Annotated in this window: 17 protein-coding genes; 14 read left to right on the top strand and 3 right to left on the bottom strand. The window is 46.5% G+C overall.

Features of this window, described 5'->3' with window-relative positions; genetic code table 11:
• Positions 1-53: 53 nt before the first annotated feature.
• Positions 54-380 (top strand): thioredoxin family protein, encoded by a 327-nt coding sequence (locus HW560_RS10035; RefSeq protein ID WP_024631432.1) that lies wholly within the window; start codon positions 54-56, stop codon positions 378-380.
• A 460-nt stretch (positions 381-840) separates the two neighbouring features.
• On the opposite strand, the gene HW560_RS10040 is transcribed toward HW560_RS10035, so the two are convergent.
• On the bottom strand, positions 841-1,629 hold the full coding sequence (locus HW560_RS10040; protein WP_064641143.1) for an undecaprenyl-diphosphate phosphatase: 789 nt from the start codon (positions 1,627-1,629) through the stop codon (positions 841-843).
• Between the two features lie 238 nt (positions 1,630-1,867).
• On the opposite strand from HW560_RS10040, the gene HW560_RS10045 reads away from it, so the two are divergent.
• The 5 genes from HW560_RS10045 to HW560_RS10065 all read left to right on the top strand — a co-directional run bounded on the left by HW560_RS10045 (position 1,868) and on the right by HW560_RS10065 (position 5,391).
• Positions 1,868-2,500 (top strand): TetR/AcrR family transcriptional regulator, encoded by a 633-nt coding sequence (locus HW560_RS10045; RefSeq protein ID WP_090904665.1) that lies wholly within the window; start codon positions 1,868-1,870, stop codon positions 2,498-2,500.
• Positions 2,501-2,677: 177 nt separating this feature from the next.
• Positions 2,678-3,511 (top strand): substrate-binding periplasmic protein, encoded by an 834-nt coding sequence (locus HW560_RS10050; RefSeq protein WP_090904757.1) that lies wholly within the window; start codon positions 2,678-2,680, stop codon positions 3,509-3,511.
• Between the two features lie 31 nt (positions 3,512-3,542).
• Positions 3,543-4,187 carry an amino acid ABC transporter permease gene (locus HW560_RS10055; protein WP_090904666.1) on the top strand — a complete coding sequence of 215 codons (645 nt, stop codon included), beginning with the start codon at positions 3,543-3,545 and terminating at the stop codon, positions 4,185-4,187.
• Between the two features lie 16 nt (positions 4,188-4,203).
• Entirely contained in the window at positions 4,204-4,950 is a 747-nt protein-coding gene (locus tag HW560_RS10060; protein WP_090904667.1) for an amino acid ABC transporter ATP-binding protein, read from the top strand.
• A gap of 18 nt (positions 4,951-4,968) precedes the next feature.
• On the top strand, positions 4,969-5,391 hold the full coding sequence (locus HW560_RS10065) for an OsmC family protein (RefSeq protein WP_024631426.1): 423 nt from the start codon (positions 4,969-4,971) through the stop codon (positions 5,389-5,391).
• A gap of 93 nt (positions 5,392-5,484) precedes the next feature.
• Here the strand turns inward: HW560_RS10065 and HW560_RS10070 are convergent, their stop codons facing one another.
• Positions 5,485-6,096: a TetR/AcrR family transcriptional regulator gene (locus HW560_RS10070; RefSeq protein ID WP_090904668.1), complete on the bottom strand. Its 612-nt coding sequence runs from the start codon at positions 6,094-6,096 to the stop codon at positions 5,485-5,487.
• Between the two features lie 143 nt (positions 6,097-6,239).
• On the opposite strand from HW560_RS10070, the gene HW560_RS10075 reads away from it, so the two are divergent.
• Positions 6,240-7,418, top strand: a complete 1,179-nt coding sequence (locus tag HW560_RS10075) for an MFS transporter (protein WP_179262955.1) — start codon at positions 6,240-6,242, stop codon at positions 7,416-7,418.
• 46 nt (positions 7,419-7,464) lie between these two features.
• Here HW560_RS10075 and HW560_RS10080 read toward each other — a convergent pair whose 3' ends face one another.
• On the bottom strand, positions 7,465-7,890 hold the full coding sequence (locus HW560_RS10080; RefSeq protein WP_090904670.1) for a carboxymuconolactone decarboxylase family protein: 426 nt from the start codon (positions 7,888-7,890) through the stop codon (positions 7,465-7,467).
• A gap of 141 nt (positions 7,891-8,031) precedes the next feature.
• Between HW560_RS10080 and HW560_RS10085 the strand changes: the two genes are divergently transcribed.
• The 7 genes from HW560_RS10085 (at position 8,032) to HW560_RS10115 (ending at position 18,252) form a co-directional block, all read left to right on the top strand.
• On the top strand, positions 8,032-8,490 hold the full coding sequence (locus HW560_RS10085) for an Lrp/AsnC family transcriptional regulator (RefSeq protein ID WP_090904671.1): 459 nt from the start codon (positions 8,032-8,034) through the stop codon (positions 8,488-8,490).
• 158 nt (positions 8,491-8,648) lie between these two features.
• Positions 8,649-10,439, top strand: coding sequence for a sensor histidine kinase (locus tag HW560_RS10090; RefSeq protein ID WP_179262957.1), 1,791 nt, complete (start codon positions 8,649-8,651; stop codon positions 10,437-10,439).
• The gene (locus tag HW560_RS10095; protein ID WP_179262959.1) at positions 10,432-12,036 is read left to right on the top strand and encodes a response regulator transcription factor; all 1,605 of its coding nucleotides are present in this window, start codon (positions 10,432-10,434) and stop codon (positions 12,034-12,036) included. Before HW560_RS10090 ends, HW560_RS10095 begins: the two co-directional genes overlap by 8 nt.
• Positions 12,037-12,394: 358 nt before the next feature.
• Positions 12,395-13,378, top strand: a complete 984-nt coding sequence (locus tag HW560_RS10100; protein ID WP_179262961.1) for an ABC transporter permease — start codon at positions 12,395-12,397, stop codon at positions 13,376-13,378.
• A 15-nt stretch (positions 13,379-13,393) separates the two neighbouring features.
• Positions 13,394-14,296, top strand: coding sequence for a carbohydrate ABC transporter permease (locus HW560_RS10105; RefSeq protein ID WP_063566553.1), 903 nt, complete (start codon positions 13,394-13,396; stop codon positions 14,294-14,296).
• A gap of 186 nt (positions 14,297-14,482) precedes the next feature.
• On the top strand, positions 14,483-16,171 hold the full coding sequence (locus HW560_RS10110; protein ID WP_090904676.1) for an ABC transporter substrate-binding protein: 1,689 nt from the start codon (positions 14,483-14,485) through the stop codon (positions 16,169-16,171).
• Between the two features lie 377 nt (positions 16,172-16,548).
• On the top strand, positions 16,549-18,252 hold the full coding sequence (locus HW560_RS10115) for an ABC transporter substrate-binding protein (RefSeq protein WP_179262963.1): 1,704 nt from the start codon (positions 16,549-16,551) through the stop codon (positions 18,250-18,252).
• Positions 18,253-18,292 lie beyond the last annotated feature (40 nt).

Here is an 18,292-nt window from a genome sequence, read left to right on the forward strand (position 1 = left end):
CGAGGTACAATGAAGGTCAACCATAAAGAAGTGAATAAGGGAGAGAAGAACATATGGAAAGAATTCAAAGTGAACAACAATATCGCGATACAATCAATTCTGACGGCCTGACCGTCATTAAATTTGATACAACCTGGTGTCCGGATTGCAAAAACCTGGATCGCTTTATCGGGGACGTTATCGACCAGCATGCGGATAAAACCTTCTATGCCCTGGATGCAGAAGAGTTCCTGCCGTTTGCTGAAGAGAACGGTGTACGCGGCATTCCAAGCCTGCTCGTATTCCAGAACGGTAAGAAAATTGCACATCTGCACAGCAAATGGGCAAAAACGCCTGCACAAATCTCGGAGTACCTGCAAACTTTGGAGTCCAAGGTATAACCGGAATCAGTTTGTATGAATCGCATTCGTTATACGAAACAAACGCCTCCTATCGGTGATAGGTGGCGTTTTTGCTATTGGGGCAAGGAGAATGCGCTGTTCACAAATGAAATCGAATTGTTGAGAGTTTGTTAAGTACGCCCTCGTATAATGTTCAGGATAAACTAAATATTGGGGTGACAGAGACGGATATGAGCAATACGATTCTTAAAGAAATGCACCAATTAAGCCATGAGGATGAACTGAGATACCTTTTATTGATGAGAGGTGTGAAGCAACTGTTGGAAGAAAGAAAGCGTAATAGAAATCATCTTATCAAAAGAATTGGGCATTTAAAGAAATTAAACAAAATTCAGGCAAGAAAGTGGTCCTGATTTAGTCTAGTACATAAAAATGGCGACCCGTTTCCGAAAGGAACAGGTCGCCATTGGTTTTTTGGTTACATGACTTGAAGATAGGGTTACATCATTAAAATGATAAAGAATACGGCTGCCAGCACGAAGCGATACACTGCAAAGACGGTCAGACTCAGTTTTTTCAAAATGGACAAGAACGTCTTAATTGCAAGCATGGCTACGATAAATGCGGCAATGAATCCAATCGCGAAAATGGGGAAATCGCTGGTATTCAGATGATCGATACTTTTGTATAGATCATATCCAGTGGCTCCAATCATAATCGGCACAGATACCAGGAATGTAAATTCCGCTGCTGCAACCCGGCTTACCCCTGCGAACAGTCCACCGGAGATCGTCGAACCGGAACGGGAGAAGCCTGGCCATAATGCGAGAATCTGAAAAAGACCCACTACAAATGCCTGTTTATACGTAATATCGTCTACATCATGGGTTGTAATGCGCTCGCTGCGGTGGCTCCAACGTTCAGCGACAATCATCAGAATACCACCAATGACAAGACTGTACAGCACCGTTTGTGCTCCAAACAGATGCGCCTTAATCCAGTCCCGGAATACAAGTCCAATGACCACGGCTGGAACCATCGCCAAAAAGATATGTATGAGGTTCAGACGGGAGGTGTAGCTCCTTTTGCCTCCGGTGAAGCGGAACATATCAATGAATTTGTTCCAGTACAGCACAACGACAGCAAGTACAGCTCCGAGTTGCACAACCACCTCAAACGTTTTGACTGACTCGTTGTCCTCCGATAATCCCAGCAAGTGGGCAGTCAGAATCATGTGTCCGGTCGAGGACACGGGCAAAAACTCAGTCAAACCTTCGATGATGCCCATAATAATCGATGATATAAAGTCCAATTCTCTTCCTCCTTGAAATGCAGATGACAGCATACAGGCTGTCCTGCGTGACAATGCCCGCTCATTAGAACAAGGCTATCATCTATTATGATCACAAATGCGCTCAACTTCAACTTATGCTGTAATGAATTGTTTAAAACTATATTGACAAAAACCTAGTTATCCAATAGGATATACATTAACTGACTGACTGATCAATCGGGAGGATGGGCAAATGTCTAAAAACAATCATTTGGAACCCGGAGAAGAACGCCGGGACCAAATTATACGCATAGCGATGGAGCGTTTTGCCACTCAGGGCTACCATCAGACGAAAATTTCCGATATCGTCCGGGAAGCCGGCGTCGCGCAAGGCACTTTTTACTGGCACTTCAAAAGTAAGGAAGCCATTGCCTCGGAGATTGTGGTAACCGGCAGAGAGGAGCTGCTTGAAGCTATCGGGCAAGGCTACCGCAAGGATGCCGGATCGGTTGAGGATATGGTGAGAGCTTCGGAACGGCTGTTTACCGATTTATTCTCCTTTGCAGCGGACAATCGTTATTTTATGGAGTTGCTGCTTAAAGGCATCGTGTCAGAGGATTCGGTACGCCGTCTGGTCGAAGAGACACGGGGTGCGGTTGAGCAGGCGTTTCGCCACAACATGCAACGGGCTATTGAACTGGGAATGCTTCCGGATTCCATGAATGTACCGCTCCGTGCTGCGCTGCTGGTTAGCATGATTGAAGGCATGATTACGCGCTGGCTGTTTGGCTCGGAGGAGCTGCACAGCGAGTTCTCGTCAATGACAGCAACAACGCTGGCTGCGGAGGCGGCAAGCTTTGAGTTTTACGGACTGCTCGGCACATAAAGATGTGCTGGCCCCACAGTTCTATTTTTCAACAACTGGATTAAATATTCACATGATTAAGCCAGCAGCAGGGAATAATGGGTACAACTGCGGTAGAGGAAGACAGGAAACAGAAGTTTCAACAAGACATGACTACATGGATGAGAGGAAGTTAATGACATGAACAAAACATATGGAATGAAATCTCGCAAAGGCTGGACTTTAACGGCTCTGCTGCTAATGACCGTGCTGGTACTCAGCGCTTGTGGCAGTAAAGCTACGGACAATGGAAGCAGCAATGGAGCACAGGCGAACAATGAACTGGAACAGATCAAGTCTGCTGGTACTATGAAAGTCGGAATGATGGGGACCTATCCTCCATACAACTTCCTGAATGACAAGAAAGAAATGGATGGCTTCGATGCCGATATCGCTCGTGAGGTTGCCAAACGCCTTGGGGTTAAGGTTGAATTTGTATCCCAGGAGTTCTCCGGCCTGACACCAAGTCTGCAATCCAAAAAGCTGGATGCCATCGTCAGCCAGATGACGATTACCGATGATCGCAAAAAAGTATTGGATTTCAGTGATCCCTATATTACGAACGACGTGAAAATCATTGTGAAAAAAGATAACAATGACATTACCAAGCTGGAAGATTTCAAAGGAAAAACGATCGGTGTAGGTCTGGGTACGAATGATGAAACGTACTTGCGTAACGAAGTACTGCCTAAAGTCGGCGATTTCACCATCAAGACCTATGACGATGTCATCACATCATTGAAAGATCTGGACGCTGGACGGATCGATGCAACGATCAACAACCTATACGCGCTGAAACCGATTGTAGATGCCAACGGCTTCAACATCAAAGCCGTAGGTGAACCGATTAAGAGTGACCAGGCAGGTATTGCTGTGCGCAAAGACAACCCGGAACTTGTAGCAGCACTGAATGAGGCATTGAAAGGCATGAAGGATGACGGTACGTACAATACCATCTTCAAAAAATGGTTCGGTGAAGAGCCTGCGCAATAATGAACCGGCAGGGCGAAGGGAAGTTTGATCCATGGAACTGGTATTTGAAAATATCCCCTTCTTTCTGAAGGGGGCTTACTATACGCTGTATGTAACTGTGATCTCCATGTTTTTTGCCTTTATCATCGGAGTGCTCGTCGCGATCGCGCGTCTGAAAGGACCGATGTGGCTTAGAATGATCGCAAGGTTTTATGTATCCATCATGCGGGGGACCCCGCTGCTGGTGCAATTATTCGTTATTTATTATGGGCTGGTCGATTATGGCGTAACCTTGGGCTCGCTCACCGCAGCCTGTCTCGGGCTTAGTCTGAATGCTGGTGCATTTCTGTCCGAAACGTTCCGTGGAGCGATCCAGGCAGTACCAAAAGGGCAGACGGAAGCTGCATACGCAACGGGAATGACACCGGCTCAAGCGATGAGACGGATTATCTTCCCCCAAGCGGTGAGAATTGCGATTCCTCCGATGGGCAACACGTTTATCGGGATGCTGAAAGAAACATCACTTGTGGCAGCCCTCGGGGTTACGGAATTGCTTCGCTCGGCACAGCTGCTGGTCGCGCAATATTACGTTAATATGCCGTTTTATCTGGCGATTGGCGTGATCTACTGGATTATGAGTATCGGATTCTCGGCCATTCTGGAACAAGTGGAGCGCCGGCTGGCCCGGGCTTACTGATAGGAGGGGAGAACCGGTGATTACAACAACAGGACTGACGAAGCATTTTGGGAAAAATGAAGTTCTTACAAATATAGATCTGCATGTCGATGAGAAAGATATTGTTGTTCTACTGGGACCCAGTGGATCAGGCAAAAGTACGCTGCTGCGCTGTCTGAACGGTCTGGAAGAGCTCTCTGGCGGCAAGATTGAAGTGAATGGTGTTGTGGTAGACAGTGCCGACTCGCAGCGAATCCAGCGGGCACGGGTACTGGAAATTCGTCGGCAGACCGGTATGGTATTCCAGCAGTTCAATCTGTATCCGCACAAGACGGTGCTCGGCAATGTGATGGAAGGGCTCGTGACTGTGAAAAAAATCAAGCGGGATGAAGCGGCCGAACGCGGCCGGATTCTGCTGGATCGAGTCGGCCTATCGGACAAGCAGGATGCATATCCATCTCGTTTGTCCGGTGGACAGCAGCAGCGCGTAGCGATTGCGCGCGCACTTGCGATGGAGCCTGAAGTGATGCTGTTTGACGAGCCTACCTCAGCCCTTGATCCCGAACTGGTGGGAGAGGTACTTTCTGTTATGAAGGAGCTGGCACAGGAAGGTATGACGATGCTGGTCGTTACGCATGAATTGAAGTTTGCCCGGAATGTGGCGAACAAAATTGTCTTTATGGCGGATGGATCGATTGTGGAAGAAGCAAGTCCACAGGCCTTTTTTGAACACCCGACTCAAGAGCGGACACGTCGTTTCTTGCAGCAAATTACTGAATTCTAAGAAAGAAGGATAAACATCATGAATGTAACAACGGTATGGAAAGGCAAACGCGCATTTACTTCCGAAGGACCTTCTGGCTATGCGGTTGGCATGGATGCCACAGCAGCCTATGGTGGTGACAGCAAGGGTGCTACACCCATGGAATTGTTACTGGCAGGTCTCGGAGGTTGTATGGGGATCGATATCACGATGATTCTGGACGCTTTCCTGGACAAAATTACTGGCATCGAGATTGAAGCACAAGGTACACGCAGTGAAGGTATGCCAAAAGGTTTTACTTCCATTGACCTGATCTTCAAGGTGGACGGCGATATCCCCGATTACCGGATCTGGAAAGCCATTCAAATGGCTGAAGAGAAGTACTGCGCAGTTTCCGCTTCGCTAAGCGCAGATATTCATCCCAAACTGATTCTGAACGGGGTAGACACACCACGTCCATAACGGCACATGGGTAAATGATATATTGAAGAGGCACTTCCAATTAGGGAGTGCCTTTTTTGGCTGTTCTAACATTTCAACCATTAGGAGGTAAGGTCAAGCTGGTTGTTGAGCAAGGTCCCAGATGCCCATGATTTCCGTGATAGCCTGATCAAGCGTTGCATAAGGAACGCCGTCCCGGGCTTGTGTAGAAATACCCTGCATAAAGGTATCAAATACAGTGGTCAGCATCGAGACATTCGTGGAGGCGGGCAGATGCCCGATTTCCACAGCACGCTGGATGCAAGCCTGCAGGCGGTTGCGAGTAAGCTTTCTTTTTTCGGCGGTAATGTCACGGATATGATTGTTTTTGGAAGAACATGTGCTGGCTGACAGCACAATTAAACAACCCGATGGATGCGTGCTGTCTGTTTGCATTTTGGCAGTACTTCTTAGAGTTGTTTCAATCGCTTCTCTTGGAGACAGCGTAAGATCCGAGAAGCTTTCCGTAACGCGTCCAAACGAACCCATATATCGTTCTACCGCTTCTTTATAAAGAGCTTCTTTGGATTCAAAGGCTGCATAGAAGCTGGCTGCTGAAATATCCCCCATAACCGCTCGAAGTTGAAGCAATGAGGTGGCTTCGAATCCTTGTTCCCAAAAGAGCATCATTGCCTGCAACAGGGCTTCATCCCGATCAAAAATGCGTGGACGTCCCGTTCTTGCCATAAGAGATTCCCCCTCGTTTTTCTTAATTATATACTAATCGATCCAAAAGTCGTTGACAAGGTGGGAGAGGGTGGATAATATAAGGAATGATCGATCCATAATTCGGTTATTCGTTATATATTATCTAAAAAGGAGCTGCAACGATGTCCGATAAATCTTCTCAACGTTTCCCATGGTTGGGGCTGCTGGCCTTGGCTATGGCTGGTTTTATAGCTATTATGACTGAAACTCTTCCCGCGGGGTTGCTGCCGCAAATCAAGGAAGGACTGCAGGTCTCTGAGGCAGGGGCAGGGCAGCTTGTTACATTTTATGCAGTAGGTTCTCTGATTGCTGCCATACCTGAGGCTGTGCTGACAAGGGGCTGGCGACGCCGTCCGCTTTTACTTCTGGCGATTATCGGTTTTCTGGTCTTCAACACCATTACTGCCCTCTCTTCAAACTATGTACTTACACTTGTCGCTCGGTTTTTTGCCGGTGTTGCAGCCGGTGTCTCCTGGGGCCTCATTGGTAGTTATGCACTACGGATGGTGCCTGATCATCTCAAGGGCAGGGGCATGGCTGTTGCGATGATCGGTACACCGATTGCCTTATCATTCGGTGTTCCTGCAGGTACGCTGCTGGGTTCCTTTATGGGCTGGCGTTCGGTATTCTGGCTGATGTCGCTGCTGGCGTTTGTACTGATTTTCTGGGTGCTCTGGAAAGTTTCTGATTACCCGGGGCAGTCCGCTGATCAGCGGATTTCTTCGATAAAAGTTCTGCTCACCCCTGGCGTCATTCCCATTCTGGCTGTCGTTCTGGCCTGGATGTTGGCTCATAATATTTTGTACACCTATATCGCCCCTTTCCTCGCCAATGTCGGTCTGGAATCAAAGGTTGGACTTATGTTACTCGTGTTTGGGGTGATGGCATTGGTGGGCATCTGGATTACAGGTATTCTTATTGATCGTTGGTTGCGTATGCTGGTTCTCATCAGTCTTGCGGGCTTTGCTTTGATCTCTCTGGTATTGGGTCTTTGGAGCGAGCATGTTGCCGTTGTCTTTGGTTCAGTTGCGCTGTGGGGTCTGACCTTTGGTGGTGCGGCTACACTGTTGCAGACCGCCCTTGCCCAAGCTGCGGGGGAGCAGGGTGTGGATATCGTTATGCCGATTAATACGACCGTGTGGAATCTCGCTATTGCCATTGGTGGATTGGTGGGAGGTGTGCTTCTGAATCAATGGGGAGCATCGTCCTTTACCTGGGCCATCCTGCTCCTATCACTTGTAGCTCTGATTGTTGCGCTGCGTGCCAAAGGACATGGTTTCCGCTCAGCACGCAGTCGTTAAGCCATCTGTTTTTCTTTTTTCTTGTCAGCAAGTAAAATCTATCTATTTATCTCCTCTCGTCGTTCTCAGGTTCAAGCCTCAGTGCGGCACCAAACCACTGGGATGCGATGGTGAAACAGATCCAGGCACACAGCTCGCTGAGCTGTGCATCAGAAAAATGTTCCCGTAGAACAGGGAAGACGGCAGAGTCCACATTGCCGCCCGTCTGCAAAAATAATTCCGCAAGTCCGGTCGCCATACTAATGGCGGCCTCTTCCGGTTTGGGGTCAGGCTGTCCCTTGGCCCGGCAATACATGCATCCGTTTCGCTGAGCAAGGGTGCGTCTGACTTCTTCTTTCAGCCGAGCTGATAAAAGGCTGTCACCAGCAAGAGCATCGCCTAAAGCATTCCAGTGCTGCATCAGGGAAGGCTGATGGCCGAGCAGACGTTGGAATGGGGTTTTCCCATGAGTTGAAAATGAAATGATGGGCATCGTGGTTTACTCCTTCTGAGGGATATGGAATCTGATACAACCAATTCTATCTAAATCATCCGCTTGACCTCCACTGCAAATGAATTAAATTGTATGCTAATCTAAAACATATGCGCTGAAAAAAGGAGTCTGGGAAGACAAATGAATCTGGATCGAACGGATTATCATATTTTGAGACTGTTACACGACGATGCCCGTCTGTCCATGCGTGAATTGGCCCGGCAGGTAAACCTCTCGCCGTCATCGGTCAGTGAAAGAGTACGCAAGCTGGAAGATACGGGAATAATACGTGGATACCGGGCAGACATTGCTCGCTCCAAGCTGGGCTGTGGGGTTCGATGTATGATCGAGGTGACTTTGCGAAATGGGGAGCATGAACGTTTTGCTAATTATATCCGTCAATTGCCTTGGGCGGAATTTGCTTATCGTGTAGCAGGCAAGGCCTGTTTTATGGTGATGCTGTCAGCACCGGGGATGTCTGAAATCGAATCTTGTATTACCGAGTTGACCCCGTATGCAATGACAGTAACTCATGTTGTTTTTTCACAGGTAGATCTGCCAATGCTTATTTTAGATCCCAATGATCAGCCAGAGATATAGAGCATTTCAGTCCCTTGTCCACTGTTCATATCTGCCCTCTTTTTCCGCGCCCTCTTGCAGGGCTTTTGCTGTTATGTGGTATGATGAATTGGAAGGGCAGGCGTAATATGTACTGACCTTTATATGTAAGCGCTTATAAGCGGGCGGAAGGTGCAGATATGTTTAGAAGGCTCATACGAACATCCAACAATCTTAAATTAAAGCATAAATTGCTCATATCCTATGTACTTGTCGTCATGATTCCGGTACTGATTATTGGACTTGCTGTAACCGGATACTTTCGGAAGCAGGCGCTGGACAATGCCATTGGACAGACGATCAACAACGTGGATAAAGTCAAAAGCCAGACCGCCACACTGCTGCGTGTACCCACAGATATTTCCAACATTCTGATGTTCAACAATGAACTGAAGGAAATTGTGAACAAGCGTTATCAAAGCGTTGTGGAGCTTACCTCAGCTTACCTCGCATACAAAGATTTTCAGGAATATAAGCGTCTGTATCGTGAGGTTGCGGGCATCCGGTTTTACTCGACCAATCCAACGCTGATCAACAATCTGGAGTTCATTCCGGTGGATAAGCAGACCGAGGAGAGCTACTGGTACCAGAAAGCGCTGCAAACGACGAGCATCGGTTGGTTCTACATTCCTGACAAGGGAGATAATCCGGTGCACAAGCTTAGTCTGGTTCGCAAAGTGCCTTTTGCCGAATATCGGACTGAGGGTGTACTGATGATTGAAATCAATCAGGATGAGCTGAATGGATTGTTACGTCAGGAACCGTTCGAGACGTTGATTACGGACGAACAGGGTTATGTGGTTGCTGCCAAGAATACCGAACTTGTGGGCAAGACGCTGAACGAGCTTGATTTTGGTGTAGATCTGCAAAACCAGGCCAAAGGTACACTTGAAGCTGATTTTCAGGGTGAGCCATCCAACATTATCATTGATGAGATCAGTCCTGGATCGAGCATGAATAGGCTGAAAATCATATCCGTTTTTGCCACCAAAAATATCGTCAAGGACGCCAATACCATCAGCATGATCGGTATGCTTTTTATTACGCTTGTGCTGGTTATTGCATTGTTGCTTGTATATATCATTTCATTTCTCACGTCGAACCGATTGTTACGCCTTAGCAAACACCTGAATAAGCTCGCACTGGGTGATCTGAATGTCACCTCCCGCATTGACGGGAATGATGAGATCGGGCAACTGTCGAGGCAGTTCAATTACATGGTGAAGAGCATTAATGAACTGATGACCCAGGTCGTGGAGGCAACGGAACAGAACAATCAATTGGAAATCGCGCAGAAAGAGATTAAACTGAAAATGATGGCCAGCCAGATCAATCCTCATTTTTTGTTTAATGCGCTGGAGTCGATCCGCATGAAAGCCCATATCAAAGGTGAGGCGGAGATTGCCAATATCGTCAGGCTGCTGGGCAAACTGATGCGCAAGAGCCTTGAGATTGGCAGCGGCAAAACGACGTTCAGAGCCGAACTGGAGATGGTACGTTCTTATCTGGAAATCCAGAAATTCCGTTACGGCGACCGACTTGCTTTCCAGATCCATATCGATCCGGAGGTGGAGAAGATGTACATCCCTCCTTTGATCATTCAGCCTCTGGTTGAGAATGCGATTGTGCATGGTTTGGAAAATAAAGAGGGCACAGTCCGTGTGAATATAAATATTCATTTGGTGAAGGATGTTGTCCAGGTGTGTGTGGATGACGATGGGGCAGGCATTACGCCGGAGCGTCTGGCTGAAGTGATGCAGTTCATCTGTGGACCGGAAGAACAGGAGAAGAGCCGGATTGGCATGCGTAACGTACATCAACGTTTAACGTTGACTTACGGCGAGCCATACGGATTACAGATTAAGAGTGTGTATGGGGAAGGAACAGAGGTTTCTTTCACCTTGCCAGCAGGAGGAGACCAGCATGTATAAAGTGTTATTGGTAGATGATGAACCGAGCATACGTGAAGGACTGACAACAATCATTGATTGGGAAAAATACGGCTTTCAGGTGTTTGGTACAGCTGCGAGCGGGCGAGAGGCCATCACCCGCTTCGAAGAACTGGAACCGGACCTGACAATCATCGATATTCGTATGCCCGGCATGACCGGACTGGATGTCATTGAGGAAGTGCGGCAGCACCATCCGGGTTCGCACTTTCTAATTCTGAGCGGGTACGCCGATTTTGATTATGCCAAGAAAGCTATTAGCTTTGGCGTGGATGGGTATCTGCTCAAGCCGGTGGATGAAGAGGAGATTATCAGTGAGCTAGAGCGGATCTCTGTGATGCTGACACGGGAACGGGAGACACTGGCCCGTCATGCTGGTGAGGATACAGCCTACCGGGAGCACCAGATTGAAGCGTTGCTTTTGGATAGCCTGGAAGGTACGGAAACAATGGAAGCAAATGCGCTAGGATTGAATTGGTCGCAGTATCAGGTTGTGCTGCTGGAGATGCATGCCGAACCTGATTTACAGCGTGGCAGTGTGGTGAAACGCAGACTGGCGGAAGCTTTTGACCAGAAAGATCGGGGCATTGTGTTTTCGTTCCATTCCGGACTTGGACTGTTATGTAAAGACCCTATTCTGACTGTACAATCTGCGCAGCGTTTATATGATGAGTTGGAAGGGCTGCTGGGAGAATGGAATATTCATATGTACGCGGCAGCAGGTCAACCTGTAAACTCCACCGCAGACATCGCCCAATCCTATAACCAGGCCAACGGTGTACTGGGCGGACGTTTCCTGTTTGCGGAACAACGTGTGATGTTATGGAACGAAGGCGAAAAGAGCAAAAGTGCTTCAGAACCTGTTATTGCGATGGAGGAAGAAAGTGGTGAACCGGATGAAGCAGAACTGGCGGACAAGCTGTATTATGCGCTCGATATTCGGAGCAGCGAGTCCGTGATGCGTGTGTTGACCGAGATGGAGGAACGCCTGATTCTTCATCATCAGACAGAACAGGCGATTAAAACGGCGTTCTCCCAAGTGTTTTCATTGGCGATTAACAAACTTGCGGCAGCCAATCAGCATATGCAATCCATTATGCAGGAGCATTCCGTTCTCATTACAGAGGTTTATCATCAATTAACGTTGATGGATCTCAAAGTGATGGCCGCTGAACACCTGAACCGGCTTATTCAACGCATGGGTGGAGGCAGCAAGGATACGGTACTGAAACAGATGATTGAATTTATCCGTCGTAATCCGGGCGAAAATCTCAAGCTGGAGGTACTCGCTGAGGTATTTAACTACAATAGCAGTTATCTGGGCAAGCTGTTCAAGAATCATACCGGGGAATATTTCAATGCATTTCTCGATAAGGTTCGAATGGAGAAGGCGAAGGAACTGCTTGATGAAGGCTTAAAGGTACATCAGGTTGCCGCAAGAGTAGGGTATGCCAACGTGGATTACTTCCACGGCAAATTCAAAAAGTATGTAGGGGAATCACCTTCCGCTTACAAACATGCGAGAGAGCTTGCCAGATCACAGTCCAAGGATTCTTCAGGAGAGCCCGAACGGGAGTAGCCCATAGTTCAGAGGGGGTTACTTCATCGTGTGGCATTTCTCCTGTTTTAACATTATTATAAAACGTTTTCGGACTTGTCGTTTATTTAAAGGACCCTTGAGGTCCTTTTTTTAATTTTAGATGAAGTAAACGGTTTCTATAAAACGTTTTCGAAAATTACCATTTTCAAATTAAATTCCCTTTTAATTTCATTAATTAATAATAGACAGCGTCATTATCACTAATTTTATAGATATAATATCGGATTTTATAAGGGTATATCTAATTTTTATATGATTTTCTCTAAAATCCAGATGGTATTTTGAAAACGCTCTATCAGGTATGATTATTTTATAAATCAGAGGAGGGGGAACGGAGATGGAAACGCTAACAGAAAAATCCGCTTCCGCGAAAAAAGGCAGTGACCCCAATCCGTCAACACAAAAACGGCGGAACAGAGTTTGGGACAGTATGAAACAGCAAAAGTATCTCTATCTCATGTCATTGCCATTCGTAGCTTGGGTTTTTGTATTTAACTATCTGCCACTATGGGGATGGACGATGGCTTTTCAAAACTATAAACCGGCCAGATCGTTCGGCGATCAACAGTGGGTTGGTTTTAAACACTTTGCAGAGCTGTTCAGCGATGATCGCTTCTATCTGGTACTTCGAAATACGCTCGCAATGAGCTTGATGGGACTGGTTGTCGGTTTTATCGTGCCGATTTTCTTTGCGATTCTCTTGAATGAGATGAGAGGCATGTTCTTTAAGCGCGCCGTGCAAACGGTATCATATCTGCCTCACTTTGTATCCTGGGTCGTTGTGGCAGGGATTATTACCAAGATGCTCTCCACCGATGGCGGGATTATCAATGATCTTTTGGTAAACCTAAACATTATCGATCAGCCGATCCAGTTCATGGCGAAGGGGAACTTGTTCTGGTACATTGTAACCGCTTCAGATATGTGGAAGGAAACCGGTTGGAATGCGATCATCTATTTGGCGGCCATTACTGGTATTGACCAGGAGCTTTACGAAGCATCCCGTGTAGACGGAGCAAACCGCTGGAGACAGATGTGGCACATTACACTGCCAGGCATACGGACCACGATTTCCGTACTTTTCATCATGTCGATCGGGCATCTGATCAGTATCGGTTTTGAGAAGCAATTTTTGCTGCAAAACAGTCTGGTGCTAGATTACTCTGAAGTCCTTGATCTATACGCGCTCAATTATGGTTTAAATATGGGACGATTCTCGTATGGTACAGCCATAGGCATATTCAACTCCGTTGTCAGTATTATCCTTCTGTTTACAGCGAACGGATTGTTCAAAAAATTCACCAAAGAAAGCATCATGTAGGGAGGGGACGACATTATGGCGAACAAAGCATTCAATGCTACTCGGGGCGATAAGCTGTTCGATATATTCAACATCCTCGCGATGACCCTGGTGCTGATTGTAACACTGTATCCATTCCTGAACGTACTGGCTATCTCACTCAATAACTCGACAGATACCGTACGTGGTGGAATTTACTTGTGGCCTCGTGATTTCACATTGCAGAACTACAAAACGATTTTCCAATACGATGGATTGCTGCAAGGTTTGCAGGTATCCATTCTACGTACCATTGTAGGTACCGTGCTCGGTTTGATCAGTTCCTCAATGATCGCATTTACACTGAGTCGTCCTGACTTTAAGTTGAGAAAGTTTGTTTCTACTGCACTTGCACTCACGATGTATTTCTCCGGTGGTCTGATTCCGGTGTACATCCTGATGCGTGACCTGAACCTGATCGGTACATTCTGGGTGTATGTATTGCCAGGTATGATCAGTGCGTTTAACGTGTTCATTATCCGTTCCTTCATTGATGGCCTGCCGTATGCCTTGCAGGAATCAGCGAAGCTGGATGGTGCGAATGACTTTAAGATCTATTACAAAATCATTTTGCCGCTCTGTAAACCGGTACTTGCAACCATCGCGTTGTTCCTGGCTGTAGGCCAGTGGAATGCCTGGTTCGATACGTACCTGTATAATGGTTCGAAGGCTCATCTGACAACGCTACAGTACGAGCTGATGAAAGTACTGCAAAGTACACAGCAAGGCTCGGGAGCCGGACGTAACGCCAATGACATGGCACAGCAAATGACACAGATTTCACCAGAATCCATCAAAATGGCGATCACGATCGTTGTTACGGTTCCAATCCTGATTGTGTATCCATTCCTGCAAAAGTATTTTGTAGGTGGTATGACACTGGGTGCAGTAAAAGCTTAAGCAAGTTTATACAGGCCGCCACATAGATAGAGCGGCCGTATAATAAAAGAAGCATCAGGATGCCCGAAGCGCAGCCCATTTGGCCTGCGCTTCACCGTATAGGGCTGCGGAGTGGCATTCATGAAGCTATAGACAGGGACAAAAAGTCCCGAATAGACAGACATATGAAACGGGAGGATTACCATTATGGCAAGAAACAAAATGAAGATTGCACTGGCTCCAGTGCTTGCGATGTCTTTGCTCGCAGGTTGCGGTGGAGGAAACAGCGGCGATACGTCGTTTAAGGACACAAGCGGTGATACATCTCCGATTACTTTCGACTTTTTTAGTGTAGATCCAAGTCCGAACTGGAACGGTATGAAGGATGAAGTGGGTAAAGTCCTTACAGAGAAAACAGGAGTAACCCTAAACGGTGAATTTGCCGTCAGTGGTGGTCAGGATAAAGTATCTTTGATGGCAGCAAGCGGAGAGTATCCGGATATCGTGTCACCCAAAGGAGAGCTGAGCAAGCTCGTGGATGCTGGGGCAATGGTCGATCTGACTGATCTGATCGAGCAATATGCTCCCAATCTGAAGAAGCTGTATGGTAATTACATGGACCGGCTGAAATATAGCAACGAAGATCAAGGGATTTATGTACTGCCTACGTATTATGCGGTAGACCAGAAGTATTTTGATGCAGGCGGCGGATTTGGGATTCAGCAGCGTGTATTGAAAGAGCTTGGATACCCTGAAGTGCGTACGCTCCAGGATTACGAAAATGTATTGAAGGCATATAAGGAGAAACATCCAACGATTGACGGACAGCCAACAATTCCGTTATCCCTGGACGCAGATGACTGGAGAATCATGATTACCGTAACGAATCCGGCCTTCTTCGCAACAGGCGCTCCGGATGATGGCGAGTACTATATTGATCCTGAGACCTATGAGGCAAGTCTGCATTACAAACGTCCGGAAGAGAAAGAGTATTTCCGTTGGTTGAACCACATGTATGCGGAAGGACTGCTTGATCAGGATAGCTTCGTACAGAAAACGGATCAATACAAATCCAAAATCGCAAGTGGACGTGTACTGGGCGTCATTGACCAGGATTGGGGTTATTCCGATGCCGAGAATGCATTGAAAGCAGCGGGCAAAGATGAAGCGACCTATTCACACTTCCCGGTAACTCTGTCTAAAGATATCAAGGATCATTCCTTCCAGGACCCTGGTTTTGTATCTGGATGGGGTGTAGGGATTACAACATCGAATCCGGACCCGGTTCGTACCATTAAATTCTTTGATTACCTGGCTTCGGATGAAGGTCAAGTGCTGATGAACTGGGGTATTGAAGGCAAGCAGTACGAAGTGAAAGATGGCAAACGTGTGATTCCTGCTGATGTGCTGGACCAAAAAACGAATAATGCTGCCGTATTCCAGAAAGAAACAGGTATTGGCCTCTATACCAATATGTCTGGTCACTATGGAGATGGTGTTAAAGATTCTACAGATAACTATTACACAACGAATTTCCCTGAACAGATTGTAGCGGCCTATTCCGATGCGGAGAAAGAGACACTCAAAGCATACGGCGCAACAACATGGAAAGATCTGTTCCCAAGTGAAGATGAGTTCCCGGTTAAACCATGGGGAGCAGCGTACAATATGCCGACTCCAGGTGACTCGAATTACAATGTTATTTTCCAAAAAACACAGGATATTATCCGTAAACGGATTCCAGAAGCGATCCTCAGTTCCCCTGAAAAATTTGATTCCATTTATGATGGGATGATTGCCGAGCTGAACAAAGCCGGAGCAGAGGACATGGAAAAACAATACACTGAGCTGGTGCAAAGCCGTGTTCAATTGTGGAGCGGTGAAGAGAGCAAGTAATACGTTTCAGCAGACTATTTTTTCAAAAAAAAGGGCCCGGGAAACTGGGTTCTTTTTTATACCTAAAACGTTTTCCAAAAAACGTTTTCAATTTTGTGAATTCACTATTGACAAGGACTTTTAGAGGGATTATTATTCAAATATGAAAGCACTTTCATTACTGGTTTATCAAGGTATGTACACGAATCTATCCAGTCATAAGGAGTACAGATCTATTGCTCGAAATCTGAGAAGAGAGAGTGTTTTTCACTTCATTTAGAAAACGCTTTTTATGTTATAAAATCAAACGTTTTACAATGAGCCACCCGATCACGGTATGTGCAGGTAAGCCTGTTCTACAATAGATAGCTTCATTTTATCCATAAGGGGGATTACACATGAAGGGCAAAACACCAAAAACATTCGCAATGCTTCTGTTAGCCAGCGCTCTTGCCATTACAGCAGGATGCAGCGGTAGCGGAGGAGGAAATACGGCTTCAGACACTCCAAAGGACACAGGGGATACGACCAGTCCAATCACCTTTACGTTCTTTGGTGCTGACGCAAGTCCAAACTGGAACAACATGAAGGACGCAGTCGGCCAAGAAATTACGAAACAGACAGGTGTTACAATTGAAGCCGAGTATGATGTGAATAATGGTGGCGACCAAAAGATACCTTTGATGGCTGCCAGCGGTGAATACCCTGATATTATCTATCCTAAAGGTAACTTGTCTAAGCTTGTGGATGCAGATGCGATGCTTGACCTGACAGATCTGATTGACAAATACGCACCAAACCTGAAAAAGATCTATGGGGACCAAATGAACCGTCTGAAATATAGTTTGGAAGATCAGTCCATTTACACGATCCCAACGAACATGGGTGTAGATAATGTTGCGTTTGATGCTACAGGCGGATTCGAGATTCAGCAAAAGGTATTGAAAGAACTCGGCTACCCAGAAGTGAAAACACTTGAGGATTACGAGAAAGTTCTGAAAGAATATTATGCTAAACATCCAACCATTGACGGACAGCCAACCATTCCGCTGACGCTGAATGCGGATGACTGGAAGATTATGATTACGGTAACGAATCCAGCCTTCCAGGCAACAGGTGGACCGGATGACGGTGAATATTACATTAACCCTGAAACGTATGAAGCTGTGCTGCACTACAAACGTCCAGAGGAGAAAGAATATTTCCGCTGGTTGAACAAAATGTACAATGAAGGCATTCTGGACAAAGATACTTTTGTGCAGAAGGACGATCAATACAAATCCAAAATCGCAAGCGGTCGGGTACTGGGGCTGATTGACCAGGAATGGAACTATGGTGAAGCTGAGAATGCTTTGAAATCAGTTAACAATGGCGAGAATACGTACGCTCACTTCTCTGTATCCCTCAACAAGGATATTGTGGATCATACGTTCCAACCAACGGGCTTCGATGGATATGGCATCGGAATTTCGAAAACGGCAAAAGACCCTGTACGTATTATCAAATTCATGGATTGGCTCGCTTCGGATGAAGGTCAGGTGCTGAGAAACTGGGGGATTGAAGGCCAACACTACAACGTTGAAAATGGCAAACGTGTCATCCCTGCTGATGTGCAGGACCGCAAAGTCAATGATAACTCGGCGTTTACCAAAGAAACTGGTATCGGAATGTACAACATTTTCAGCGCTAGATATGGCGATGGTGTCAAAGATTCCACAGGTAATTACTACACAACGAACTTCCCTGAGCAGATCCAAGCAGGATATACTGCGGCAGAGAAGGAGACATTGAAAGCCTATGGCATTACAACGTGGAAAGATTTTTATCCTTCTGAAGACGACTTGAAGCTGAAAGATTGGGGCGCAGCATATAACATGCCTGTACCTTCGGATACGGATTATAACGTAACGTTCCAGAAAACACAGGACATTATCCGTAAACGTATTCCTGAAGCCGTCCTTGCCAAACCTGAGAAATTCGACCAAGTGTATGATGGTCTCTTGGCTGAGCTTGATAAAGCAGGTGCTGTAGAGATGGAGAAACAATATACCGTTTGGATCAAGGAACGTGTATCTCTCTGGACAGGTAAAGACGTGAAATAATATTGAAAATAAGGCATGATAAACGATCATTTTCAATGCA

Source organism: Paenibacillus sp. E222, assembly GCF_013401555.1.
In the GTDB taxonomy this organism is placed as follows: domain Bacteria; phylum Bacillota; class Bacilli; order Paenibacillales; family Paenibacillaceae; genus Paenibacillus.